At 64.2% G+C, this 24,965-nt stretch carries 19 protein-coding genes; 16 read left to right on the forward strand and 3 right to left on the reverse strand.

Annotated features, from left to right (window positions below; translation table 11 throughout):
- The first annotated feature begins 103 nt into the window (after positions 1–103).
- Together leuS and lptE are read left to right on the forward strand one after the other, a co-directional pair.
- Positions 104–2,731, forward strand: a complete 2,628-nt coding sequence (leuS, locus tag ACYG9R_RS12740) for a leucine--tRNA ligase (protein ID WP_023824302.1) — start codon at positions 104–106, stop codon at positions 2,729–2,731.
- A complete protein-coding gene (gene lptE / locus ACYG9R_RS12745) occupies positions 2,718–3,314 on the forward strand; it encodes an LPS assembly lipoprotein LptE (protein WP_023815277.1) in 597 nt (198 codons plus the stop codon). The genes leuS and lptE overlap by 14 nt, the downstream gene beginning before the upstream one ends.
- An 83-nt stretch (positions 3,315–3,397) precedes the next feature.
- On the opposite strand, the gene fsa is transcribed toward lptE, so the two are convergent.
- Positions 3,398–4,054, reverse strand: a complete 657-nt coding sequence (fsa, locus tag ACYG9R_RS12750; protein ID WP_023688874.1) for a fructose-6-phosphate aldolase — start codon at positions 4,052–4,054, stop codon at positions 3,398–3,400.
- 90 nt (positions 4,055–4,144) lie between these two features.
- Between fsa and ACYG9R_RS12755 the strand changes: the two genes are divergently transcribed.
- The 3 genes from ACYG9R_RS12755 (at position 4,145) to ACYG9R_RS12765 (ending at position 10,484) form a co-directional block, all read left to right on the forward strand.
- Positions 4,145–6,328, forward strand: a complete 2,184-nt coding sequence (locus tag ACYG9R_RS12755; protein WP_023815276.1) for a primosomal protein N' — start codon at positions 4,145–4,147, stop codon at positions 6,326–6,328.
- A 280-nt stretch (positions 6,329–6,608) separates the two neighbouring features.
- Complete coding sequence (locus ACYG9R_RS12760; RefSeq protein WP_023824301.1) at positions 6,609–8,813, forward strand: TonB-dependent receptor; 2,205 nt, start codon at positions 6,609–6,611, stop codon at positions 8,811–8,813.
- 387 nt (positions 8,814–9,200) lie between these two features.
- A complete protein-coding gene (locus ACYG9R_RS12765) occupies positions 9,201–10,484 on the forward strand; it encodes an MFS transporter (RefSeq protein ID WP_460221875.1) in 1,284 nt (427 codons plus the stop codon).
- An 11-nt stretch (positions 10,485–10,495) separates the two neighbouring features.
- On the opposite strand, the gene ACYG9R_RS12770 is transcribed toward ACYG9R_RS12765, so the two are convergent.
- Positions 10,496–11,662, reverse strand: coding sequence for an MFS transporter (locus tag ACYG9R_RS12770; protein ID WP_023824300.1), 1,167 nt, complete (start codon positions 11,660–11,662; stop codon positions 10,496–10,498).
- 120 nt (positions 11,663–11,782) lie between these two features.
- Between ACYG9R_RS12770 and ACYG9R_RS12775 the strand changes: the two genes are divergently transcribed.
- The 5 genes from ACYG9R_RS12775 to ACYG9R_RS12795 all read left to right on the forward strand — a co-directional run bounded on the left by ACYG9R_RS12775 (position 11,783) and on the right by ACYG9R_RS12795 (position 18,570).
- Positions 11,783–13,570: an IucA/IucC family protein gene (locus ACYG9R_RS12775; protein WP_460221827.1), complete on the forward strand. Its 1,788-nt coding sequence runs from the start codon at positions 11,783–11,785 to the stop codon at positions 13,568–13,570.
- Entirely contained in the window at positions 13,567–14,616 is a 1,050-nt protein-coding gene (locus ACYG9R_RS12780) for a GNAT family N-acetyltransferase (protein WP_023824299.1), read from the forward strand. The genes ACYG9R_RS12775 and ACYG9R_RS12780 overlap by 4 nt, the downstream gene beginning before the upstream one ends.
- Positions 14,613–16,433, forward strand: a complete 1,821-nt coding sequence (locus tag ACYG9R_RS12785) for an IucA/IucC family protein (protein WP_050590536.1) — start codon at positions 14,613–14,615, stop codon at positions 16,431–16,433. Before ACYG9R_RS12780 ends, ACYG9R_RS12785 begins: the two co-directional genes overlap by 4 nt.
- Positions 16,430–17,764 (forward strand): lysine N(6)-hydroxylase/L-ornithine N(5)-oxygenase family protein, encoded by a 1,335-nt coding sequence (locus ACYG9R_RS12790; RefSeq protein ID WP_023824297.1) that lies wholly within the window; start codon positions 16,430–16,432, stop codon positions 17,762–17,764. The genes ACYG9R_RS12785 and ACYG9R_RS12790 overlap by 4 nt, the downstream gene beginning before the upstream one ends.
- A gap of 110 nt (positions 17,765–17,874) precedes the next feature.
- Positions 17,875–18,570 (forward strand): aspartate/glutamate racemase family protein, encoded by a 696-nt coding sequence (locus ACYG9R_RS12795; protein WP_023824296.1) that lies wholly within the window; start codon positions 17,875–17,877, stop codon positions 18,568–18,570.
- Positions 18,571–18,586: 16 nt separating this feature from the next.
- On the opposite strand, the gene ACYG9R_RS12800 is transcribed toward ACYG9R_RS12795, so the two are convergent.
- Positions 18,587–18,775 carry a hypothetical protein gene (locus ACYG9R_RS12800; RefSeq protein ID WP_023693181.1) on the reverse strand — a complete coding sequence of 63 codons (189 nt, stop codon included), beginning with the start codon at positions 18,773–18,775 and terminating at the stop codon, positions 18,587–18,589.
- 138 nt (positions 18,776–18,913) lie between these two features.
- On the opposite strand from ACYG9R_RS12800, the gene ACYG9R_RS12805 reads away from it, so the two are divergent.
- The 6 genes from ACYG9R_RS12805 (at position 18,914) to ACYG9R_RS12830 (ending at position 24,723) form a co-directional block, all read left to right on the forward strand.
- A complete protein-coding gene (locus tag ACYG9R_RS12805; RefSeq protein WP_023684099.1) occupies positions 18,914–19,309 on the forward strand; it encodes an AGROH133_08824 family phage infection protein in 396 nt (131 codons plus the stop codon).
- 246 nt (positions 19,310–19,555) lie between these two features.
- A complete protein-coding gene (locus ACYG9R_RS12810) occupies positions 19,556–20,116 on the forward strand; it encodes a F0F1 ATP synthase subunit delta (protein ID WP_023824295.1) in 561 nt (186 codons plus the stop codon).
- Entirely contained in the window at positions 20,116–21,645 is a 1,530-nt protein-coding gene (gene atpA, locus ACYG9R_RS12815; RefSeq protein ID WP_023684101.1) for a F0F1 ATP synthase subunit alpha, read from the forward strand. The genes ACYG9R_RS12810 and atpA overlap by 1 nt, the downstream gene beginning before the upstream one ends.
- Before the next feature lie 34 nt (positions 21,646–21,679).
- The gene (locus ACYG9R_RS12820; protein WP_023698225.1) at positions 21,680–22,564 is read left to right on the forward strand and encodes a F0F1 ATP synthase subunit gamma; all 885 of its coding nucleotides are present in this window, start codon (positions 21,680–21,682) and stop codon (positions 22,562–22,564) included.
- A gap of 70 nt (positions 22,565–22,634) precedes the next feature.
- The gene (atpD, locus tag ACYG9R_RS12825) at positions 22,635–24,206 is read left to right on the forward strand and encodes a F0F1 ATP synthase subunit beta (RefSeq protein WP_023698224.1); all 1,572 of its coding nucleotides are present in this window, start codon (positions 22,635–22,637) and stop codon (positions 24,204–24,206) included.
- 109 nt (positions 24,207–24,315) lie between these two features.
- Positions 24,316–24,723 (forward strand): F0F1 ATP synthase subunit epsilon, encoded by a 408-nt coding sequence (locus ACYG9R_RS12830; RefSeq protein WP_023668674.1) that lies wholly within the window; start codon positions 24,316–24,318, stop codon positions 24,721–24,723.
- The last annotated feature ends 242 nt before the right edge of the window (positions 24,724–24,965 follow it).

Genomic DNA, 24,965 nt, shown 5'->3' on the forward strand with positions numbered 1-24,965 from the left:
GTTGACGGGTCCGGCAATCCATGGTGAACACCGCCACGACATTTACCTTGGCCACCGGGCCTTGTCCGGCGGTCTGCGCCTGCTTTTAAGTGAAAATCATCCGATGGCAACCGAACGATACAATCCGCGCGCGTCAGAGCCCAAATGGCAGAAGGCCTGGGCCGAAAAGAAGCTGTTCGAAGCGCAGAACGACGACCCGAAGCCGAAATACTACGTGCTGGAGATGTTCCCCTATCCCTCGGGGAAGATCCATATCGGCCACACCCGCAACTACACGATGGGCGACGTGGTGGCGCGCTACAAGCGGGCCAAGGGTTTCAACGTGCTGCACCCTATGGGCTGGGACGCTTTCGGCATGCCGGCCGAAAATGCGGCGATGCAGAACAAGGTCCATCCCAAGGAATGGACCTACGCCAACATCGCCGCCATGCGCGAACAGCTCAAGATGATGGGCCTGTCGCTGGACTGGACGCGTGAGTTCGCCACCTGCGACGTCGACTATTACCACCGCCAGCAGATGCTGTTTCTCGATTTCGTCGAGAAAGGGCTGGTGACGCGCAAATCCTCCAAGGTCAATTGGGACCCGGAGGACATGACGGTGCTCGCCAACGAGCAGGTCATCGACGGGCGCGGCTGGCGCTCGGGCGCGCTGGTCGAACAGCGTGAGCTGACGCAGTGGTTCTTCAAGATCACCGATTTTGCGCAGGACCTGCTGGACTCGCTGGACGGCCTCGGCGAATGGCCGGAAAAGGTCAAGCTGATGCAGCAGAACTGGATCGGCCGCTCGGAAGGGCTGCTGGTCCGCTGGCCGCTGGCTGCTCCGGTTGGGGACACGCACGAGCTGGAAGTCTACACGACCAGGCCCGACACCATTTTCGGCGCCTCCTTCATGGCTGTCGCCGCCGACCATCCGCTGGCCAGGAAGGCCGCCGAGACCAATGTCGAACTGGCCAAGTTCATTGACGAAATCAGACATATGGGCACCTCGGTGGCCGCGCTTGAGACGGCGGAGAAAAAGGGCTTCGACACCGGCATCCGCGTCGTTCATCCGTTCGACGACTCGTGGACGCTGCCGGTCTATGTCGCCAATTTCGTGCTGATGGAATACGGCACCGGCGCCATATTCGGCTGCCCGTCGGGCGATCAGCGCGACCTCGACTTCGCCAACAAATACGGCCTGCCGGTCATCCCGGTGGTGATGCCCGAAGATGGCGACGCCAAGACCTTCCAGGTCACGGAAGAGGCCTATGTCGACGATGGCGTGATGATCAATTCGCGCTTCCTCGACGGCATGAAGCCGGAGCAGGCGTTCGACGAGGTCGCAAAGCTCCTGGAGCAGAAGACCATCGGCGGCAGGCCGATGGCCGAGCGCAAGGTGAACTTCCGCCTGCGCGACTGGGGCATTTCGCGCCAGCGCTACTGGGGCTGCCCGATCCCGATGATCCATTGCGAGGATTGCGGCGTGGTGCCGGTGCCGAAGGCCGACCTGCCGGTCAAGCTGCCCGACGACATCGAGTTCGACCGTCCCGGCAATCCGCTCGATCGTCACCCGACCTGGCGGCATGTGACGTGCCCGCAATGCGGCAAGGATGCGCGGCGCGAGACAGACACGATGGACACGTTCGTCGATTCGTCCTGGTATTTCGCGCGCTTTACAGCACCCTGGGCCAATGACCCGACGGAGCCGAAGGCTGCCGATGACTGGCTGGCCGTCGACCAGTACATTGGCGGCATCGAGCACGCGATCCTGCATCTGCTCTATTCGCGCTTCTTCACCCGCGCCATGCGCGCGACCGGTCATCTCGACCTGGCCGAGCCGTTCAAGGGTCTGTTCACGCAAGGCATGGTGGTGCATGAAACCTACCGCGTCGGCGGTGCGTCGAACAATGGGCGCTGGCTGTCGCCGGTTGAGGTCAGGGTCGAGGATATCGGCGGCAAGCGCCGTGCCATCGAGATCGCCACCGGCGAAGAGGCGGCGATCGGCTCACTCGAAAAGATGTCGAAGTCGAAGAAGAATACGGTAAGCCCGGAAGACATCACCGACGGCTACGGCGCCGACACCGCACGCTGGTTCATGCTGTCGGATTCGCCGCCCGAGCGCGACGTCGAATGGACGGACGATGGCGCCGCCGGCGCACATCGCTTCATCCAGCGTGTCTGGCGCCTGGTGTCCATTGCCGCCGAGACGCTTGACGGCGCCAAGCCGCAGGCGGCGCCGGAGGGCGAGGCGGGGGCCGTTTCCAAGGCCGCGCACAAGATCCTGAAGGCTATCGGCGAGGATATCGAGAAGCTCGGCTTCAACCGGGCCATCGCCCGCATCTACGAACTGGCCAATGCCTTGACCGCGCCGCTCAACGACGTCGCCGAGGGCAAGGCCGACGCGGCGCTGAAAGGCGCCTGCCGCGAGGCGGTGGAGATCCTTGTGCATGTGGTCGCGCCGGTCATGCCGCATCTGGCTGAAGAGTGCTGGCACACGCTCGGCGGCACCGATCTGGTCGCCGAACGGCCTTGGCCGGTCTACGATCCGGCACTGGTGGTCGACAACGAGATCGTGCTGCCGGTTCAGGTCAACGGCAAGAAGCGCGGCGATTTGACAATTGCCCGCGACGCGGACCAAGGTGCGGTCGAAAAAGCGGTTCTGGCTCTCGACTTCGTGCAGAAAGCGCTGGAAGGTAAGGCGCCCCGCAAGGTGATCATCGTGCCGCAGAGGATCGTCAATGTCGTTGCTTGACTTCAGAAGGATGGGGCCCGATCTGGAAAAGACGACGCGCTTGCTGCGCCGCACCGCGCTCTGCGGGCTGGTGGCCTCGATGACGCTGATTTCGGCCTGCACGGTCAGGCCGCTCTATTCGAGCGCGCCGCTGACGGCAGGCTCGACTGTCAGCGCGTCGGCGGAGCTCGCCTCGATCGCGGTCAAGCCGGTCAAGACCCGCTATGCCCAGCAGGTCCGCAACAATCTGATCTTCGCCTTCGGCCAGGGTGCCGGCGAAACGACGGCACCGGTCTACATGCTCGATCTCGGTGTCACCGAACTGGTCGAATCGGCCGCGGTGGTGCAGATCCAGACCGACGAAGACGAACCGACGGCAGGCACGGTGACGCTGACCGCAAACTATGTGCTGACCGATGCCAGGACCGGCGTGGTGATCGCCACCGGCAAGCGGTCGATCCCATCATCCTTCGACAAGCCGACGCAGGAGTTCGCTTCCTACCGGGCGCAGCTCGACGCTGAGAACCGCGCCGCGCGTGAACTGGCTGAAATGGTGAGCCTGTCCGTCGCCCAGGACTTGGTCAGGCACGGCAAGAAAGCCTGAGCATTCCCTGGCGCTGCCAACTCGACTTTAGCAGTCCGCAATAAAAAGGCCGGTTTCCCGGCCTTTTTGTATCGAACCCGATCTCAGCCGATCTTCTGGCCGGTCTTGGCCCAGTCGGCAGCGAACTGATCCAGGCCCTTGTCGGTCAACGGGTGCTTGACCAGCGCCTTCAGCGTCGCGGCCGGCGCGGTAACGACATCGGCGCCGATCAGGGCTGCCTGCTTGACGTGGTTCACGGTGCGAACCGAAGCGACGAGGATCTCGGTGTCGAAATCGTAATTGTCGTAGATCTGCCGGATCTCCTGGATCAGTTCCATGCCGTCCGCGCCGGTATCGTCGACGCGGCCGACGAAGGGCGAGATGAACGAGGCGCCGGCCTTGGCCGCCAGCAGCGCCTGGTTGGCCGAGAAGCACAGCGTTACATTGACCATGCGGTTCATCTCGGTGCGGATCGTCTTGCAGGCGCGCAGGCCGTCGAGCGTCAGCGGCACCTTGATGCAGACATTGTCGGCGATCTTGGCCAGGATGTTGGCCTCGGCCATCATGTCCTTGTATTCGACCGCAACAACCTCGGCCGAAACCGGGCCCTTGACGATGTCGCAGATCTGCTTGGTGACCTCGGCGATCTTGCCGCCGGATTTCAGGATCAGCGAGGGATTGGTGGTCACGCCGTCGAGCAGCCCCAGGTCGTTCAGTTCCTTGATGTCCTTGATGTCAGCGGTGTCGACAAAAAATTTCATGGGGGTCTCCTGAAAGATTTCCATGTGCATGCCATGCACATTCGGGGTTGCCCTTTGATCTAGACCAAAGTCGGGGCAAGGTCACGCCCGATGATCGAAGATTCGCCCTTTGTCGCAGCCGCGCCGGTGCTGGTGCCGATGCCCGCCGAACGGCCCTATACCTACGCTGTGCCCGCCGGCATGCGCGTGGTGCCGGGCTCGATCGTGCGCGTGCCGCTCGGTCCGCGCCAGGTTGCCGGCATCGTCTGGGATGGTGCGGTCGAGAATATCGACGCCAAAAAGCTGCGCCCGATCGAACAGGTCTTCGACTGCCCGCCGATCGACCGCGGCATGCGCCGCTTTGTCGACTGGCTGGCGCAGTACACGCTGTCGCCGCCCGGCATGGTGGCGCGCATGCTGTTGCGCGCGCCGGAGGCGTTCGATCCCGAACCATGGATCGAGGGCCTGCAGCGGACCCTCGTCATGCCCGACCGGATGACGGATGCCAGGACGCGCGTGCTGGAGACGGCGGAAGGGGGGCTTGCCTGGACGCGATCCGGCCTGGCGCACGCGGCGGGCGTGTCGTCGACGGTGGTCGAGGGGCTCAAGGCGCAAGGCGTGTTCGAGACGGTGATGATCCCGCCTCGACCGGTGGTCGCCGCGCCCGATCCCTCCTACGCCATGCCGGAGCTGATGCCGGACCAGGCAGACGCGGCCGCCATGCTGCGCGCCAATGTCACGGCCGCTGCTTTCAACGTCACGCTGCTCGACGGCGTCACCGGTTCAGGCAAGACGGAAGTTTATTTCGAGGCGGTGGCGGCAGCCCTCGACCAGGGCAAGCAGGTGTTGATCCTTTTGCCGGAGATCGCGCTGACGCATGCCTTCCTCGAACGCTTCCAGCAGCGCTTCGGCGCCAAGCCGGCGGAATGGCATTCCGACCTGCCGCCCCGAATGCGCGAAAAGGTCTGGCGACAGGTGGCGGAAGGCGGCGTGCGCGTCGTCGCCGGCGCACGCTCGGCGCTGTTCCTGCCGTTCCGCGAGCTCGGGCTGATCGTCGTCGACGAGGAGCACGACCCTGCCTACAAGCAGGAGGACCGCGTCTTCTACAATGCCCGCGACATGGCGGTGGTGCGCGGCCATATCAGCGGCTTCCCGGTGGTGCTGGCATCGGCGACGCCATCGGTCGAAAGCCGGGTCAATGCGCAGCAGGGCCGCTACAGCAGGGCGGTGCTGTCGGCGCGCTTCGCCGAGGCCGCGCTTCCCGATCTCAAGACGATCGACATGCGGCGTGCGCCGCCGGCCCGCGGCGGCTTCCTGTCGCCGCTGCTGATTGGAGAGATGCAGCGCACGCTGGAGAGACAAGAGCAGTCGCTGCTGTTCCTCAACCGGCGCGGCTACGCGCCGCTGACACTGTGCCGGGTCTGCGGCCACCGCTTCGGCTGCCCGGTCTGCTCGGCCTGGCTGGTCGAGCACCGCTTTCGCGGCCAACTCGTCTGCCACCATTGCGGGCACAATGAGAAGCGGCCGGAGGCCTGTCCCGAATGCGGCACGCTCGACCATCTGGTGGCATGCGGGCCGGGCGTCGAGCGCATCGCCGAAGAGGTGGTGGCGCATTTCCCTGACGCGCGCACCATCGTCTTGTCATCCGACCTGATGGGCGGCGTGCGGCGGCTGCGGCTGGAACTCGAAGCCATTGCCAATGGCGAGGCTGACATCGTCATTGGCACCCAGCTGGTCGCCAAGGGGCATAACTTTCCCAACATGACGCTGGTCGGTGTCGTCGATGCGGATCTCGGCCTCGCCAATGGCGATCCGCGCGCCGCCGAGCGCACCTTCCAATTGCTCAGCCAGGTGACCGGGCGCGCCGGCCGTTCCGGCAAGAAGAGTTTGGGGCTGCTGCAGACTTTCCAGCCGGACCATCCGGTGATGCGGGCGATCGTTTCGGGCGATGCCGAGGCATTTTACGAGCGCGAAATCACGGAGCGCGAACGGGCCGCTCTGCCGCCCTTCGGCCGGCTCGCCGGCGTCATCGTCAGCGCGGTGACGCGGGCCGAGGCCGAAGGCCATGCGCGCGGCCTGCGCCGTGCAGCACCCCAGGCCAGCGACCTGTTCGTACTCGGCCCGGCCGAAGCGCCGCTGTCGCTGCTCGGCGGACGCCACCGCTTCCGCTTGCTGATCCAGGGTGAAAAGCGCGCCGACATCCAAGGCTTCATCCGCACCATACTCGCCGAAGGGCCGAAGCAGCGCGGCTCGGTTCGCGTCCAGGTCGACATCGATCCGCAGAGCTTCTTGTAAGCACAAAGGCTAAAGCCGCCGCCGGCGCCCCTGTGCCGTTTTGTCAAGAGAACTCAGCACCTTAGCACATGCTAAAATGCGCGCTGCTCATGTACCCAGCTCCCGTCCGTTCGCTGACTAATCCTGATTTAAAAAGTCATAAAATAAATGTTGACTCGTTTTATCATGAATTATAACTGGGCCTTTCCGCTTTGGCACTGGGGACCAGGGCATGGATGAGGGCAGCATGCGCAGATTTTGCATTTCACTTCTTTGGTCATCGGCTTTGGGTTCGTCGATTATGGCAGGCGCGGCATTTGCCCAGGAAGCCGCCCCGACAGGCACGCAGGAAGGGACCGTGCTCGACCAGATCCTGGTCACCGGCCGCAATGAAAGGTCCATTTCCAGCGTTGCCCAGTCCGTTCAGGTCGTGGAACGGGAACAGGTCGAGGAAGCCGCGCAGGAAAACATCGACGCCGCGACGCTGATCAGCCGCATCGTTCCCGGCTACGCGCCGCGCAACCAGACCATTTCGGGCGCCTCGGAAACCTTCCGCGGCCGCAGCGTGCTCATCATGGTCGACGGTGTGCCGCGCAACACGCCGCTGCGGGACGTGTCACGCATCCTGTCGATGATCGACTTGAATTCGGTCGAGCGCATCGAAGTCATCAACGGCGCGTCGAGCCTCTATGGCGCCGGCGCCACCGGCGGCACGATCAACTTCATCACCAAGCGTGGCGACAGCGACAAGCCGAAGGTGACGGTGCGCACCGGCGTCACCGCCTTCACCGAAAATCCCGGTAAGTCGGCAGGGCCCAGCACAAGCGTTTCGGTCGAGGGCAAGAAAGGCGATTTCGACTATTTCTTCTCGGCCTCCGGCGATCTGTCGCGCCGCACCTATGACGGCCACGGCAACGAGATGGCTTCGGACGCCATGCTCGGGCAAGGCGGCGGTGACCGCACCGGCACGGGCAATCTGTTCGGCGTGGCCGGCTACCAGTTCGATGCCCGCCGCTTCGAGGTCAGCGTCGACTGGACCTATGCCAAGCAGAAGCCGGACTGGTTCACCGATTACACGACCAACCCCGTCTCCCCGGATTTCGGCGATCCCTATGAAGGCAAGCCGCTGGAGGAAGATTCGAAATACCTGACCGCCAAATACACCGACAGCGACTTCGCGCTCGGAAACCTCGAGGTCAAGGCGTTCTACAACGACATCTTCAAGCAGTCGCCCTTCACCAAATTCTCGGCCGTCAACAGCCAGGTCTACCTGCCGACGAACCCGACGCGGCCGGTGATCCTGCCGCCGGGCACCGACCCGACCGCCGACTTCAACCAGACGGCGCTGCAGTCGCGGCGCAGCGGCGTCAACCTGACCGTCAACACGCCGATGGACTTTCTCACCCAGGGCAGCACGCTGACCTGGGGCGCCGACTATGTCTTCGACGCCACCGATCAGCAGTTGACCAACGGCCAGGACGCCATCTCGCCCACGACCCAGAACTCGGTTGCCTTGTTTGCGCAGGGTGAAATTCCGGTGACGGATCGCTTTCGCATCAGCGGCGGCGCGCGCTACGACCAGTTTTATCTCAACGTTGAAGACTTCACCCGGCCTGCCGCTGCCGTTCTGCTAGGCCGGAACATTATCGGCCTGCCGGCGATCCAGGTGACCGGCGGCTCGTTCGACTACGACTCCGTCACCTTCAACGCCGGCGCCGTCTACGATCTGACCGAAAGGATGCAGCTTTTCGGCAATTTCTCGCAAGGCTACAGCCTGACCGACATTGGCGGCTTCACCCGCCGGGCCGGGTTGAATTCCAACGCCGAAACCTGCGACGCCTATGGCACCGCCATCCGGCCGCTGCTGCCGTGCACCAACGCGCCGGATTACGCGATCAGCTATGCCGATATCGCGCCTGAACCCCAGCTGGTGAACACCTGGGAAGCCGGTCTGCGCGGCGATTGGGGCGACTATCGCGGCGGCGTCAGCACCTATCTGTCGACCTCGGACAACGGCGTCAGCTACGACATCGTCAACAACCGGGTATCGCAGCAGAAGGAACGTATCTGGGGCGTCGAAGCCAATCTCGAGGCAGACCTCAGCGGCATGTTCACGCTGGGCGGATCGGTCGGCTATGTCGAAGGCAAATACGACGCGGATCGCGACGGCCACATCGAAGCGAACGAGTATCTGCCGAACAACCGTGTCCCCTCGACCTACAAGGGCCTGGTCTATCTCACCACCCGTTTCGAGAACGAGCTGACCCTGCGCAGCGAGTTGGAGCTGTTTTCCGGACGCGACCGCATCGCCACCCAGGAACTGGACGGTGCAGCACTGGTCAATCTCGCCGTCTCGAAGACGTTCGGCAATGAAAGCGTGCTGAACCTTGCCGTGCGCAATGTGTTCGACACCTACTACATCAACCCTTCCGCATCGGCGACCCGCGGCGCCGACGTTCCGGGTCTAGGACGTTCGGTTGCGTTGTCCTACCAGATCACATTCTGAGGGGCGGCGGTGGCGGTCTCTCTCCAACGAAACGGTGCATTGGTCTCGCTGCTGGCAGAAGCGCCAGCCGATCCGGCGGATGGCGCGCGCTATATCGAGGCGCTCGGCCGCCTTTCGCAGGAACGGGAGCCGTTCGTGCTCCTGGTCGATATCCGCATCGAGATCGCGCTGAGCGACGCCCAGCGCAAGGCGCAAAACCTCTGGTACAAGGCGGAACGCGAGCAGCTCGAAAAAGCCTGCCGCGCCTGTGCGCTGGTGCGCCCCGCCGCCGACGAGAACATGCAGCGCGTCTGGCAAAGCCTGTTCGGCTTTCCAGTGCTCGTCACCCGCAGCCGGGCGGAGGCCGGCGCCTTCCTGAAACGGTTACGCACCGAAGGACTATGTCAAATGAGCGCCGACGCAGACCGGCCGGCGCCCGCCGGGCTTTCGCGCCTGCGGCTTTTCGTCGTTCTCGCCTGCCTTTATCTGGCGCAGGCCATCCCGAGCTATCTGTTTGCCGCGGCGATCCCGCCGATCCTGCGCGAGCAGGGCGTGTCGCGCACCGCCATTGGCTTGATGGCGCTGCTGATGCTGCCGCTGGTGCTGAAATTCCTATGGGCGCCGCTGGTCGACCGCTTTCGGCCAATGGCCCGCGCCCATCGCGCCGGCTGGGTCATCATCACCCAGATCGGCGTCATCGCCGGCATCGCGGCCATGCTTTGGATCGAGCCGACCGATGTCGCCGGTATCTTTGCCGTCGGCCTTGTCGTGAGCCTGTTGATGTCGACCCAGGACATCGCCACCGACGGCTACGCGGCCAAATATCTCGACCCGAAGGACAGGCCGATCGGCAATGCGATCCAGGGCGGCGCCGTCGCGCTCGGCGTCGTTCTCGGCGGCACGCTCGGCCTGTTGGTTTATCATCATGCCGGCTGGCAAACCATGGTGGCCATGGTGGCCGCGCTGTCCGTCATCCCGCTGTTTGCTGCCTTCGCCATGCGCGAGACCGATCCCGTCGCCAGCGCGCTGCAGGCGGCCATCGACCGCCCCTCGATCCTGCGTTTCCTGCGCCGGCCCGAGGCACGCCAGATCCTGTGGATCGCGCTCATCTACCGCGCCAGCGAGGGGCTGGTGAAGTCGATGGAAGGCTCCTATCTCGTCGATGCCGGCGTGCCGCTCGACATCATCGGTTATCTCTCGGGCGGTGCCGCGCTCACCGTCGGGCTTGGCGGCTCGGCGCTGGCGGCGTGGCTGCTGCACAAGCGCGGCGCCGCCTCGGTGCTGGGCCTGCTCGGCGCGCTGCGCACCATCTGCTTCCTGATCTTTGCACTGCATGCTTTCGGCGCTATCGCCGGCTTCTGGCCGATCTTCGGCGCCTCGTTCCTGCAGACGCTGGTGCGCTACATGGAGATCGTGGCGCTCTACAGCCTGTTCATGGCCGTGACGTCGTCGGACCAGCCGGGCACCGACTTCACCATCCTGTCCTGCGCCCAGCTTATCGTCTACCTCGTCGGCTCCATGCTTGCCGGGCGCCTCGCCGACATGCTCGGCTACTCCGCGCTGTTCACCCTGGCGACCGTGCTGTCGGGCATAGCCGTGCTGGCGACCTATCGCATGTTGAATGCCCATTTCGCCGATGCCGCAAAGACCCAGCCAGGAACGCCGATGCCGCTGCCGGAGGTCGCCGAATGAGCGCGGGTTCGCTAGTGCTTATGAACCATGGCTGCAAGACCGGCTGCGGCCAGAGCCAGCGCCGCGCAGCCGGCCACCGGCGCAAAGGGCCAGAGCGTGAAGGCGAAGCCGCCGGCCAATGCGCCGATGCTCTGGCCGAGCACATGGGTGCTGGTGAGCCAGCCGGCCGCCGCGCCCTGCTCGCCGCGCTCCAGGCGCATCATCAGCCAGGCGGTGTAGCCGGGTGTAGCCAGGGCAATGCCGGCCGCCGCCACCACCAGAGACGCTGCCGAGGCAACATGGCTGGCCGTGACGGCCAGCGCCGTCATGCCGACGCAAACCATGAGACAGCCGACGATGACGCTGTTGCGCTCCGTCAGCCGCAGGCGCGCCATGAGCAGTCCCTGGACCAGAACCATGACGACTGCGACCAGCATCAGGGCCAGGCCGGTCAACGTCGTGGCCTGCGTCGCACCAAGGCCAAAACGCTGCTGGGTCATGGGGCCGAGCATCATCTGCACCTGTCCGAAGCCGAGCGTCAGGCACAAGCCCGTCGCCAGGCAAGGCAGAGCGCGGCGATCGAAGGGCGATATTCCACGGCCGACGTCGGCCGCCCTGCCGTCGGTCCGTCCGCCGGCTTCCCCTTTGCCCCGCGCGAGCCACAGCAACAGCGGGCTGAGCAGGAACAGGATGGGCGGCAGCAGCGGCGACAGGACGGCAGCAGTTGCCGCCAGCGCGCCGGCCAGCCGCCCCATGCTGACGCCGGCGCCAAGCAGTCCCAGCGCGGCCTGTCGCCTGTCATCGGCAACCGAGCGGCTGGCCCAGACCTGCGCCGTCGGCATGACGCCGGACGCGGCAAAACCGTACACGGTTCGCGAAAGCATCAGCAAAGCGATGCCGAGCGCGGCTCCCATGCCGGCTATCAGCAGAATGGCGAACACCGCCTGGCCGGCCAGCATGGCGAGGCCGAGCAAGCGCAGCAGCCTGGCATGGCCAAGCCGCTCGCCCATGCGGCCCCACAGCGGCGAGCCGACCAGAAAGGCCGCCGCGCCGACAGCAGTTGCCGCGCCGATGGCAAACGTATCGAGCCTCAGCCGCTCCATCACCAGGGGAACGAGCGATACGAAGGCCGACTGGCCGAAGCCGATTGCCGAGACCGCGATCGCCAGGCGGCGCAGAAGCGAAGATCGATTTTTCATACCGGTCGTCATAAGACCAAGCTTATTTCTTGTTTAGAACAGATAATCAACACAAATGTTTAAGGACGACAATGTATAAACGTAATGCATTCAGTATTATCAGGATTTATGGGGATGCACATGGAACAAGTAAAACCTGAATCGTCCTCTGCATTAAGCCCGTTACTCAACGCGTTGCTGCGTGAATGGGATGGCTGGGAATTCGTCGACGCCAGGCAAACCGGGCTGTTTCGGCCGCAGGCAGCCGTGCTGCGTCTGAATTTCCCTGCCTCGCGCGCGGCGGTGCTCGTCGAGGCGCGGCATCGCTCGAAGGTTGGTTACCACGATTTAGCGATGCCGCTCTGGCGCCTCGATGTTAGTAACGAGGGGGCCGATGGCGAAGCGACCGAGATCGACCTTTTCAGCCTTTTGGCGCTGATCCTGGCGGATCCCGACATTGCCGGCCGGGCGACAGCGAAAAGCCGACTGACCTTCCTGCGCCGCAGCCTGGCCAGCATCGCCGCAATCGCTGACGCGACTGCGGCGCGTGGATCGTCGCGGCCCTTCTCCGAAGGCGATCCTGATTTCATCGATGCCGAAAGCGCCCTGCGCTTCGGCCATGCCGTGCATCCGGCGCCGATGAGTCGCGAAGAGTTCACGCACACGGATTCCGCGCGCTTCGGGCATGAATACCGCAATGCGTTCAAATTGCGCTGGTGGGCCGTCGACCCGACCATCCTCACTGGGGGCAGCGTCGAGCCGCTAGATGTCACCGAGATGGTCCGCGGGCTTGCCGCCAGCGATCCGCAGCTGCTTGCTCGGGCTGGCAAGCAACAGGGCAAGGTTCTCGTTCCGATGCATCCGTGGCAGGCCGTACGGCTCATGCTGGAAGACCGCGTCGAGCGCCTGTTTTGCGCCGGCCGTATCGTCGATGTTGGGCTCGGCGGACCAGCGTGGCGGGCCACGACCTCGCTGCGCACGGTTCATTCAGCTGAAGCCGAGTGGATGCTGAAATTTTCGCTCAGCCTGCGCCTGACCAATTCCAGGCGCATCGTCGAGGAGCATGAGTGCCGGCGCGGCCTTTCGGTGCACCGGCTGGTCAAGGGCAAGCTCGGCTATGCCTTGCAGCGGCGCTGTCCGACCATGACGGTGCTGGGTGAGCCCGCCTGGTTCGGCCTGCGTGGCGAAGACGGCCGGCTGATGACGGATACCATCGTCTCGTTTCGCGAAAATCCGTTTCGCGGCACGGGCAATCCGCCGGCTGCCGTTCTCGGCGCGCTTTGCGAGCGCCATCCCGGCCGTACCGAAAGCCATCTGTCCGACCTGGTCCACCGTATCGCCCGCGACGAGAAGCGACCTGTCGAGGAAACGGCGCGTTTGTGGTTCGAGCGTTTCCTTCATGCCGCCATCGAGCCGTTTATCGTTGCCTTCTCGGAATTCGGCCTGCTGTTCGGCGCCCATCAGCAGAACCTCGTCGTCGGTCTTTCCGGAGGCTGGCCGAATGCGCTCTATTTTCGCGACTGCCAGGGCACCGGTTATGTCGAGGAATTCCTGCCCAGGCTGCGCAAATTCGTGCCCGAGGCCGGTCAGGCGGGCGATCATGTCTTCCCAGCGGAAGCGGCCGCGAAGCTGTTCGGCTACTATCTGGTCGTCAATGGCGCTTTCGCCGCCGTCGCAGCCCTTGCCGCCGCTGGCCTCACCAACGAAGACGATCTGCTGGCGATATTCCGCCGCTCGCTCGAGCGGCTGGCCGCCACGCCCATGGCTGACCGGTCCTGCGTCGACTATTTGCTTAACGCGCCGACGCTCGCCGCCAAGGGCAATTTCCTGATCGCGCTGCGCGACATCAATGAGAACACCGAAGTGACCGACCCGCTGGCAGGTTACGTCGAGCTTCCGAACCCCCTGCATGTGAGAGAATACGCATGAACATCGAGGCTGCGAAAAACTGGTCACCCGCCACCGTCGCCGGCAACGAAGGATGGCAGCATCTGGCCTCGGCCGCGGAGCCGCTCGCCATCCGTGCCGGCGATGGCCATGTCAGCCTGGTCAACGCTGAGGGAACAGCGGTGGGACAGGCCCGCATCTCCGACGCGGATGGCCGCCTGCTCATCGACGATGTCGCGTTTATTGGCGGCCGCCTCGACCAACCGCAAATCCTGGCAGGTCTCGTTGACGCCGCGCTGCGCCTGCATCCTACCTTCGACCGCGCCTTCCTGCCGGCGGCCAAGACCCTGTGGCCGGTTTCGGCGCTGGCCACCGAGACGGTTCCGGGTGAACCGGAACGCGCCGTCATCCATCGCTCGGTCCTGCGCCAGCTGCCGCTGCTGTGGCGCAGCCAGGCCTCGCATGTCACCTATCCGGCATTGATGACCGCTATCGGCCCGCCATTGCGCCAACCGCGCCCCTGCGGCCCGATGTACGAACGCTGGATTGCCGAGATTGGTCTCACCGTGTCGTTGCGGCCGATCGACCGCCGGACCGATCTCGACCTCTTCCATCGCTGGATGAACGATGGCCGCGTCGCCTTCTTCTGGGAACTTGCCCAGAGCCATGAGGATCTCGACAAATATCTCGCCGAGCAGGAAAGCGATCCGCACATCTTCGGCGTCATCGCCAGCTTCGATGGGGAGCCGACCGGCTATTTCGAGTTCTACTGGGCCAAGGAGGACCGGCTCGGACCTTATTACGAGCCGCTCGACTGGGATCGCGGCTGGCATGGGCTGATCGGCAATACGCGCCATCTCGGCCGGCCGAAGACGCTGGCTCTGTTCCGTTCCGTCACCCACTATTTGTTCCTCGACGAGCCGCGCACGCAGCGCATCGTCGGCGAGCCACGCGCCGCGCACCAGAAGATGCTGAGCTATTGCGCCGACGCCGCCTACGACAAGGTCAAGGAGTTCGACTTCCCGCACAAGCGCGCGGCGCTGGTCTGCTGCGAACGCGAGCGCTTCTTCCGCGAGGTGCCGCTGTGACGGTGCAGCAACCGATCGCCAAAGCGGAGGAGGCGACACGCTGGGCTGCGATCAACCGCGACGCCGTCGCTAAGGCCATTTCCGAACTGACCTTCGAGGAGTGCCTGTCGCCCCGCGAGCTTTCGCCCGGCCGATGGAAACTGACGCTCGGTCCCGGCGTGACCTATCGCTTTGCCGCGACGCGGCGCCTGTGGGGCCAGATCGCCGTCCGTCCGGAGACGCTGACCCGCGATGCCGGCATCGAGCTGCCGGTCGACGATGCGGTCGCTTTCTTCGCCGACGCGCGCGAGACGCTCGGCATGTCGCCGGCAACATTCTGCACCTATGCGAAGGAGCTTTACAATACGCTGATGGCCGACATGCGGATCGCCAAAGCCCGCGGCAATCGACCAGCCGCCGAACTAGCCGCGCTGCCGGATACCGAGTTGCAGGCATTGCTCGACGGCCATCCGAAGGCGCCCGCCAACAAGGGACGGCTTGGCTGGGGACGGGACGACTTCGAGCGCTACGCGCCAGAATCGGCTGCCGCATTCCAGCTCTTCTGGCTTGCCGCCGCCAGCGATCGCTGCCTGCTGGCGCTTGACTGCGGGCCCGACGAAGAGGCGCTGCTGCAGGCCGCACTCGGCGACTACGAACGCGCAAGGCTCGAAGCGGCCTTCACTGCCGCTGGGGCCTCGCGATCGACGCATAGGCTGCTGCCGGTCCACCCCTGGCAGTGGCAGGCGATGATCGCCTCGCAATATGGTAGCGAGATCGCCGCCGGCCGGCTGGTGCCGCTTGGCCAGTTCGGCGATCCGTTCCTGCCCTTGCAGTCGCTGCGCACGCTTGCCAATGTGGCACGGCCCGAGGCGCTGCACGTCAAGCTGCCGCTGACCGTCCTCAACACCTCAGCGTGGCGCGGCGTGCCGGGCAAATACATGGCGATCGGCGCCGATCTGTCGCGCTGGCTGGCCACGGTGGCGGCCGCGGACCCGGTGCTCAAGGACGTCAAGGTGCTGAAGGAAGTCGCCGGCGCCTTCTATCCGCATCCGCACTATACCGGCGTTGAAGGCGCGCCCTATCAGTTTTGCGAGATGCTGGGCGCCATCTGGCGCGAAAGCCCCGAAAAGGATCTGACAGCGGGCCAGCGGCCGATGATGATGGGCGCCTTGCCGCAGCGCGACGCCCATGGCAGGCCGATCGCCAGCGCCCTGATGGAGCAGTCCGGCCTTGGTCCGGAGGCATGGCTCGATCGCCTGTTCTCCACGGCCTTCGTGCCGCTCTACCACTTCATGTGCCGTTACGGCGTCGGCTTCATCGCCCATGGCCAGAACGTCACCATCATCCTCGACGGAGCGGCGCCTCTCGGCGTGGCGGTCAAGGATTTCCAGGGCGACCTCGATCTCGTCGACCAGCCGTTTCCCGAACTGGCCGGCCTCGACCCCAAAATCCTGTCGACGCTGAAGCGCCGGCCCCCGGCACATCTTCTCCAGCATCTGCAAACGGGACACATCGTCAGCGTTCTGCGTTTCCTGTCCGAGGCGCTGGCCGCCTATGACCGCTTCGACGAGAGGACTTTCTACGCCATCCTGGCCGGCGCCATCCGGCGCTACCAGGCGCAGAACCCGGATCTGTCGGAACGGTTCGCGCTCTTCGATCTGTTTGCTCCGAAGATCCCACGCATCGCCATCAACAAGGTGCGCTTCGCCATCGGCTACGGCGACAGCGGCGAACGCCCTCTGCCCGACCTTGGCACGCCGCTCGACAATCCGCTTAACCCCGAGTCAGCCCGGCGATCTCCCATCAGCCCAGCCAGCTCCATAAGGAGTTCGCCATGACCCATACGCTTGACCTCGCAGGCATCGGCATCGGGCCGTTCAATCTCAGCCTCGCCGCCCATCTCGATGCGGTGGACGGCGTCGAAGCGCGCTTCTTTGATCGGGCGACGCGGCTCGAATGGCACCCGGGCATGATGCTGCCGGGCGTCGAACTGCAGACATCCTTCCTCAAGGATCTCGTCACCGCGACGCATCCGACCAGCCCATGGTCGTTCATGTCCTATCTGGTCGCGCAGAAGCGGTTCTACGAATTCCTCAACGCGGATTTCTCGGCCATCCCGCGGCCGGAATTCGCCCGCTATCTCGGATGGGTCGGCGAGAACTTGTCTTCGCTGCGGTTCGCCAGCGCCGTCGACCGGATCGACTTCGACGGAACGAATTTCAGGCTGCGTATCGGCCGCGAGCAGGTGATCGCGCGCAATCTCGCCATTGCCGTCGGGCTGGTGCCCAACATCCCCGCCTGGGCGCGGGCGGCGGCCTCCGATCAATGCTTCCACAACGCCCAGGCCGCCAACCGCCTCGATCGCCTGAGCGGACAGCGTGTCGCCGTGATCGGCGGTGGCCAGAGCGGCGCCGAAGTGCTTCTGCATCTGATCTCCTCCGACCGCTTCGCCGGCCGCGAAATCGAGTGGATCTCGATGCGGCCGAATTTCCTGCCACTGGACGACTCGCCCTTCACCGACGAACTCTTCACGCCGGGCTATGTCGAAAACTTCCATCGGCTACCGCAAGGCCGGCGCGAGACGATCCTGGAACAGCAGCTGCTTGCCGGTGACGGCGCATCGACGAGCACGCTGAGGGCGATCTATCGCCAGCTTTACACGCTGCGGCACCTCTCGGAGGAAACGACGGCGGTCAACATGACGCCGCACCGCGAAGTGCTGAACGTGACGCGGGAAGGCAGCGAATACCGGCTGATCATGCGCAACGGCTTCGACGGCGCCATCGAGACGCGCACCGTCGATGCGGTGGTTCTGGCCACCGGCTATGCCTTTGCCATTCCTGATTGCATGGCACCGCTCATGAACAGGATCGCGCTGGACGAGCGCGGTCATTACAGGCTCAACGCCAGCTTCGAGGTCGAATGGGACGGGCCCGACGACCGCCGGATCTACGCACTCAATGCCGGCCGGCTCAGCCATGGCATAGCCGAACCGCAGCTCAGCCTGATGGCTTGGCGCAGCGCCAAGATCGTCAATTCGCTGCTCGGGCGGGCACAGTTCGATCTCGATCTGCCCGATCCGCCGGTTGCCTGGAGTTCAAGGCACACGACACAAAGCCTGCATCATCTCGGCGCCAATGCGAGGATGACCGAATCGGGCGCGCGGTGATGTTTGTGGAGGCGGGCCGAAGAGCGTGGTACGGCGCGCGTTAAGATTGACATCGACCCGTAAAGCTTTTCTGTGAGAGAGATCGTTCGGTCCTGCTGGAGGCTCAGCGCATGAAAACCCTTGGCCTCATCGGCGGCATGAGCTGGGAATCGACGGCGATCTATTATCGCCTGCTCAACGAGATCGTGCGCGAGCGGCTGAGCGGGCTGCATTCGGCAAAGCTGTTGCTCTATTCCTTCGACTTCGCCGAAATCGCCGACCGGCAGCATCATGGCGACTGGGACAGTGCGGGCGTGCTGCTGGCGGATGCGGCGCGCAAGCTGGAGGCGGGCGGCGCAGAGGGGCTTTTGATCTGCACCAACACCATGCACAAGCTCGCCGACCGGGTGCAGGCGGCGGTGCCGATCGCGCTTATCCACATTGCCGACGCCACGGCAGTCGCGGTCAAGGGCGCCGGCGTCAAGCGGCCGGCGCTGCTGGCGACCCGCTTCACCATGGAGCAGGATTTCTACAAGGGCCGGCTGACGGAGAAATACGGGCTGCAGCCCGTGGTGCCGGACCAGGCCGGGCGCGACATGGTGCACCAGGTAATCTACGACGAGCTTTGCCGGGGCATCGTCAGCGCGGCATCGAAGGCGGCCTATATCGACGAGGTCGCCCGTCTGCGGCGCGATGAGAAGATCGATGGCGTCATCATGGGCTGCACCGAGATCACCATGTTGATTGGCGAGCGCGATTTCGACATTCCGGTGTTCGACACCACGCGCATCCATGCCGAGGCGGCGGTCGCATTCATGCTGCCCTGAAGGGTCAAAACAAGGATCAGGGCTGGGCAGCCACGGCGACATTGCCGCTGCCGGCCACTTTCAGCTTCCATCGATCTGCTTCCGTGCCGGCCAGATTGAGGTGCCCGGTCAGGAAATAAAGGCGACCGGTGTCGGGGCCTTTGGCTGTGCAAAACCGGTCCTGCAGATAGGAGGGAGGCGTCGCCTGACAATACAGGTTGGCCACGATGCTGGCCGGACGCGTGCGCGGCCTAAACAGCCTTCCGCTCCTTCACGAATTGCGCGCCGAAACTGCCGCGCGCTTGACTTCTTTTTGCAGCGACATTCAATGCATCCGGCATTGCTGTGAGGGGATGAAAGCAAGATGGAATTCGCGTTTCCTTGGCCGACCAGCCAGGGCGAATGGCTGGCTTGGTCCAGCGCCGTCGTCACCTTGGCGCTCGGTCTGCTGTTTTTCCTCGCGCCAGGGCTGGCATTTCGGATTCTGCGGCTGCAGGTCCGGCCCGAAAGGGCAGCGGCAATCGCGGAAGGGCGCGGCCGCATGTCGGGCTTCTATCTCGGCGTCAGCCTGTGCTGCATTCTGTTGGCGCAGCCGTGGCTCTATATGGCACTCGGCTTTTCCTGGCTGTTCACCGCTTTTGGCCGTTTGCTGTCGATGATGTCGGACGGCGCCAACACGCCTTTCAACTGGGCGTCGATCGTCGTCGAACTCGTCCTGGCCGCGTTGCCGCTTGCCTTCGTCTTCGGCTTTCTGCCCTGAATCGGCAGCCAATCCAAAGGCTTCAGTTGAACTCTGCGGCCGGATGCGACAATAGTGCCCGAAAAGCATGCGGGACGACGCATTGCGGTCTTAAAATGCCTGTGCTAGACGGCAATCGACTTTCGGCCGGGGATAGCGGAAGCCGCGCCTCCGTGCTTGGAAAAACTTAGTAAGGTCAAAGATTTAGCCAGAGTTTTTGCTCGCGCCAACAATCTGCGGCCCCTCAGACAAGAGAAAAGACGGTCCGTGGCTCAATCGTCATCGCCAATCTCAGGTGTCGCAGAACGCTACGCGGGTTCGCTGTTCGAACTTGCGCTGCAGTCGAATTCGGTGGCCAAGGTCGAGGCCGACCTCAACAGTTTCGCCAGGATGCTGGATGACAGCGCCGACCTGACGCGCCTCATCAACAGCCCGGTGTTCTCCAGCGAGGACCAGGCCAAGGCAATCGCGTCGATCGCCGACAAGGCCGGCATCACCGGCCTGACCGGCAATTTCCTGCGCGTCGTCGCCCGCAACCGCCGGCTCTTCGCGGTGCCCGGCATAATCAAGGCATTTCGCCGGATCTCTGCCGAACAGCGCGGTGAGACATCAGCCGAGGTCACTTCGGCGCATGAACTGACGTCTGCCCAGCAGACGGAACTCAAGGCCGCGCTGAAAAGCGTCGCCGGCAAGGACGTGGCCATCACTGTTACCGTCGATCCGTCGCTGCTCGGCGGGCTGGTGGTCAAGATGGGCTCGCGCCAGATCGATACGTCGCTCAAAACCAAACTCAATTCGCTCAAGCTTGCACTGAAAGAGGTCGGCTGATGGACATCCGCGCCGCGGAAATTTCCGCAATTCTCAAAGATCAGATCAAGAATTTCGGCAAGGAGGCCGAGGTCTCCGAAGTCGGCCAGGTGCTGTCCGTCGGTGACGGTATCGCTCGCGTCTACGGCCTCGACAATGTCCAGGCCGGCGAAATGGTCGAGTTCCCCGGCGGCATCCGCGGCATGGCGCTCAACCTCGAAGCCGACAATGTCGGCGTCGTCATCTTCGGCGCCGACCGCGACATCAAGGAAGGCGACATCGTCAAGCGCACCGGCGCCATCGTCGATACGCCTGTCGGCATGGGCCTGCTCGGCCGCGTCGTCGACGCGCTCGGCAATCCGATCGACGGCAAGGGCCCGATCAAGGCGACCGAACGCAAGCGCGTGGACGTCAAGGCGCCAGGCATCATCCCGCGCAAGTCGGTCAACGAGCCGATGTCGACCGGCCTCAAGGCCATCGATGCGCTGATCCCCGTTGGCCGCGGCCAGCGCGAGCTGGTCATCGGCGATCGCCAGACCGGCAAAACCGCGATCATCCTCGACACGATGCTCAACCAGAAGGCCGTGCACGACAACGGACCGGAAAAGGAAAAGCTCTACTGCGTCTACGTCGCCATCGGGCAGAAGCGCTCGACGGTCGCGCAGTTCGTGAAGGTTCTCGAAGAGCGCGGCGCGCTTGAATATTCGATCATCGTCGCCGCCACCGCTTCCGATCCGGCGCCGATGCAGTTCCTGGCGCCGTTCACCGGCGCCACCATGGGCGAATATTTCCGGGACAACGGCATGCATGCGCTGATCAGCTATGACGATCTGTCGAAGCAGGCCGTCGCCTATCGCCAGATGTCGCTCTTGCTGCGCCGCCCGCCGGGTCGCGAAGCCTATCCGGGCGACGTGTTCTACCTGCATTCGCGCCTGCTCGAGCGCGCCGCCAAGCTCAACGACGATCTGGGTGGCGGTTCGCTGACCGCGCTGCCGATCATCGAGACGCAGGCCAACGACGTGTCGGCCTACATCCCGACCAACGTGATCTCGATCACCGACGGCCAGATCTTCCTCGAAACCAACCTGTTCTTCCAGGGCATCCGTCCGGCGGTCAACGTCGGCCTGTCGGTGTCGCGCGTCGGTTCGTCGGCGCAGATCAAGGCAATGAAGCAGGTCGCCGGCTCGATCAAGGGAGAGCTGGCGCAGTACCGCGAAATGGCTGCGTTCGCGCAGTTCGGCTCCGATCTCGACGCCGCCACGCAGCGCCTGCTCAACCGCGGCTCGCGCCTGACCGAACTGTTGAAGCAGCCGCAGTTCTCGCCGCTCAAGGTCGAGGAGCAGGTCACGGTGATCTTCGCCGGCGTCAACGGCTATCTCGACAAGCTGGCGCTGAACCAGGTCGGCAAGTTCGAGCATGGTCTGCTCAGCCATATGCGCTCGGCCGGCAAGGACGTGCTGGACGGCATCCGCAAGGAAAAGGCGCTGTCGGACGATCTGCGCGCCAAGCTGAAGGCCGAGATCGACGCCTTCGCCAAGACCTTCGCTTGAGAAGAAGCCGGACGCTCGGGATCAGGTTTGAAGCATGCCTTCATTAAAAGACCTTCGTAACCGTATCGCCTCGGTCAAGGCGACGCAGAAGATCACCAAGGCGATGCAGATGGTCGCCGCGGCGAAGCTGCGCCGCGCGCAGGAAGCGGCGGAAGCGGCGCGTCCCTATTCCGAGCGGATGGGTGCGGTGCTGGCCAATATCACGCAGGCGATCGGCGGCGGCGGCGATGCCCCGGCGCTGATGACCGGCACCGGCAAGGACGATGTGCATCTGCTCGTCGTCTGCACCGCCGAGCGCGGCCTGTGCGGCGGCTTCAACTCGCAGATCGCACGTCTGGCCCGCGACCATATCCGCCGGCTTCTGGCCGACGGCAAGCAGGTCAAGATCATCTGCGTCGGCAAGAAGGGTTTCGACATTCTGCGCCGAGACTATGCCTCGCTGATTATCGACCGCGTCGACCTGCGCGATGTCAAGAAGCTCGGCTTCGTCAATGCCGATGCGATCGCCCGTAAGATCATCCATCTGTTCGGCGAAGGCGGCTTCGATATCTGCACGCTGTTTTATTCGCAGTTCAAGTCGGTGATCAGCCAGATTCCGACCGCGCAGCAGATCATTCCTGCCGGCGTGGCTTCCGCTCCCGCCGAAGCGACCGCCGGTGGCAATGCCGTCTACGAATACGAGCCGGAGCCGGGCGAGATCCTCACCGATCTCATTCCGCGCAACATCTCGGTCCAGATCTTCCGCGCGCTGCTCGAAAACGCAGCCGGCGAGATGGGCGCCAAAATGAGCGCCATGGACAATGCAACGCGCAATGCCGGCGACATGATCAACAAACTGTCGATCACCTATAACCGCCAGCGGCAGGCGCAGATCACCAAGGAACTGATCGAAATCATTTCGGGCGCCGAAGCGCTCTAGGCGCGACCGCCAGGAGGTCATCGACCTTCTGATGGAGCGTGAGAAACAAAGGACGAGAAGGGTAAAGACGATGGCGAAAGCAGCGACCCCCGCGAAGACGGCCCCCAAGGCGGCCGCAAAGGCTCCGGCAGCAGCGGCGAAGGCCGCTCCGGCCAAGAAGGCGGCCGCGCCCGCCAAGGCCGCGGCCCCGGCAGTGAAGACGACGAGCGTTGCCGTCAAGAAGACCGGCGCCATCGGCAAGGTTCGCCAGGTCATCGGCGCCGTCGTCGACGTGCAGTTCGGCGATCATCTGCCGGCCATTTTGAACGCCATCGAAACCTCCAATGTCGGCAACCGCCTGGTGCTCGAAGTTGCCCAGCATCTGGGCGAAAACACCGTGCGCTGTATCGCCATGGATTCCACCGAAGGCCTGGTTCGCGGCCAGGACGTCTATGACACCGGCGCGCCGATCACCGTTCCGGTCGGCCCGGGCATGCTCGGCCGCATCATCAACGTCATCGGCGAGCCGGTCGACGAAGAAGGCCCGGTCGACGGCATCGAGATGCGCGCCATCCACCAGCCGGCGCCTACCTATGTCGAACAGTCGACGGAAGCGCAGATCCTGATCACCGGCATCAAGGTGCTCGACCTTCTGGCGCCCTACGCCCGCGGAGGCAAGATCGGCCTGTTCGGCGGCGCCGGCGTCGGCAAGACGGTTCTGATCCAGGAGCTGATCAACAACGTCGCCAAGGCGCATGGCGGCTTCTCGGTCTTCGCCGGCGTCGGCGAGCGCACCCGCGAGGGCAACGATCTTTATCACGAGTTCATCGAGTCCGGCGTCAACAAGAAGGGCGGCGGCGAAGGCTCCAAGGCGGCACTGGTCTATGGCCAGATGAACGAGCCGCCGGGCGCGCGTGCCCGCGTCGGCCTGACCGGCCTGACGGTCGCCGAATATTTCCGCGACCAGGGCCAGGACGTGCTGTTCTTCGTCGACAACATCTTCCGCTTCACGCAGGCCGGTTCTGAAGTGTCGGCGCTGCTCGGCCGTATTCCTTCGGCCGTGGGTTACCAGCCAACGCTGGCCACCGACATGGGTGCGCTGCAGGAACGCATCACCACAACGACCAAGGGTTCGATCACTTCGGTGCAGGCGATCTACGTGCCGGCCGACGATTTGACCGACCCGGCGCCTGCGACCTCGTTCGCCCACCTGGACGCGACGACCGTGCTCAACCGCGCGATCTCGGAAAAGGGCATCTACCCCGCCGTCGATCCGCTCGACTCGACCTCGCGCATGCTCGATCCGCTGGTCGTCGGCGAGGAGCACTATGCCGTCGCCCGCCAGGTGCAGTCGATCCTCCAGCGCTATAAGTCGCTGCAGGACATTATCGCCATCCTTGGCATGGATGAGCTGTCGGAAGAGGACAAGCAGACGGTGGCCCGCGCCCGCAAGATCGAGCGCTTCCTGTCGCAGCCGTTCTTCGTCGCCGAAGTGTTTACGGGTGCGCCGGGCAAGCTGGTCGACCTCGCCGACACAATCAAGGGCTTCAAGGGCCTCTGCAACGGCGACTACGATCACCTGCCGGAAGCCGCCTTCTACATGGTCGGCGGCATCGACGAAGCGGTCGAGAAGGCTCAGCGCCTGGCGGCTGAAGCAGCGTAATCAAGGCAATAGGGAGTAGTCAGTAGTCAGTAGTGAATAGCGGCCGGGTGATCAGGACAGCTGTCCTCTCCCTACTCCCTACTCACTATTCCCTACTCACTAAATTGACATGGCTGAAGCTTTCAAGTTCGAACTGGTCTCGCCGGAGCGCCTCCTGGTTTCCGAGCAGGTCGAGTCCGTCGTCATTCCAGGCGCCGAAGGTGAAATGACAGTCATGGCGCACCATGCGCCAGTCATGACCACGATCAAGCCGGGCGTCGTCACGCTGAAGACCGCCGGCGGCAAGGAAGAACGCTATGTGGTGTTCGGCGGCTTTGCCGACATCGTCCCTGCCGGCTGCACGCTGCTCGCCGAATCGGCGGTCGCCGTCGGCGATATCGACCGCGCCGATCTCGCCCGCCGCATCCAGGAAGCCAAGGAAGACGCCGCCGACGCCAAGGACGACCAGAGCCGCAGCAAGGCGGAGCAGTTCCTTAGCCAGCTTACCACGCTCGAAGGCGCGCTGCTGCCGGCGTAAGCCGCAGAATGACTTGAAGAAAAGGCCGGGCTCAGCCCGGCTTTTTTGTTGCGGCCGCCATCCTGGATCGTCTCGCATAGGCGCAGGGCCTTGGCGGGATTTCGGGGCGGGCAGCCAGCATGATCAGATCGGGTGGCGGCATGCCGGCTGCCAGTCAGGGCGAGATGAGCTTGTATTAGGCGATGGCGCCGGCGGAACCGCGATTTGGCTGCGGCGGTACAGTCGGATCGGGGCTTGCCCCT

The sequence above is a fragment of the Mesorhizobium sp. RSR565B genome (assembly GCF_054719465.1).

Excerpts from the sequence above, each read along its gene's own strand:
- leuS (WP_023824302.1), top strand. The coding sequence starts at position 104 with ATGGCAACCGAACGATACAATCCGCGCGCGTCAGAGCCCAAATGGCAG.
- lptE (WP_023815277.1), top strand. The coding sequence starts at position 2,718 with ATGTCGTTGCTTGACTTCAGAAGGATGGGGCCCGATCTGGAAAAGACG.
- fsa (WP_023688874.1), bottom strand. The coding sequence starts at position 4,054 with ATGAAATTTTTTGTCGACACCGCTGACATCAAGGACATCAAGGAACTG.
- ACYG9R_RS12755 (WP_023815276.1), top strand. The coding sequence starts at position 4,145 with ATGATCGAAGATTCGCCCTTTGTCGCAGCCGCGCCGGTGCTGGTGCCG.
- ACYG9R_RS12760 (WP_023824301.1), top strand. The coding sequence starts at position 6,609 with ATGGCAGGCGCGGCATTTGCCCAGGAAGCCGCCCCGACAGGCACGCAG.
- ACYG9R_RS12765 (WP_460221875.1), top strand. The coding sequence starts at position 9,201 with ATGAGCGCCGACGCAGACCGGCCGGCGCCCGCCGGGCTTTCGCGCCTG.
- ACYG9R_RS12770 (WP_023824300.1), bottom strand. The coding sequence starts at position 11,662 with ATGAAAAATCGATCTTCGCTTCTGCGCCGCCTGGCGATCGCGGTCTCG.
- ACYG9R_RS12775 (WP_460221827.1), top strand. The coding sequence starts at position 11,783 with ATGGAACAAGTAAAACCTGAATCGTCCTCTGCATTAAGCCCGTTACTC.
- ACYG9R_RS12780 (WP_023824299.1), top strand. The coding sequence starts at position 13,567 with ATGAACATCGAGGCTGCGAAAAACTGGTCACCCGCCACCGTCGCCGGC.
- ACYG9R_RS12790 (WP_023824297.1), top strand. The coding sequence starts at position 16,430 with ATGACCCATACGCTTGACCTCGCAGGCATCGGCATCGGGCCGTTCAAT.
- ACYG9R_RS12795 (WP_023824296.1), top strand. The coding sequence starts at position 17,875 with ATGAAAACCCTTGGCCTCATCGGCGGCATGAGCTGGGAATCGACGGCG.
- ACYG9R_RS12805 (WP_023684099.1), top strand. The coding sequence starts at position 18,914 with ATGGAATTCGCGTTTCCTTGGCCGACCAGCCAGGGCGAATGGCTGGCT.
- atpA (WP_023684101.1), top strand. The coding sequence starts at position 20,116 with ATGGACATCCGCGCCGCGGAAATTTCCGCAATTCTCAAAGATCAGATC.
- ACYG9R_RS12820 (WP_023698225.1), top strand. The coding sequence starts at position 21,680 with ATGCCTTCATTAAAAGACCTTCGTAACCGTATCGCCTCGGTCAAGGCG.
- atpD (WP_023698224.1), top strand. The coding sequence starts at position 22,635 with ATGGCGAAAGCAGCGACCCCCGCGAAGACGGCCCCCAAGGCGGCCGCA.
- ACYG9R_RS12830 (WP_023668674.1), top strand. The coding sequence starts at position 24,316 with ATGGCTGAAGCTTTCAAGTTCGAACTGGTCTCGCCGGAGCGCCTCCTG.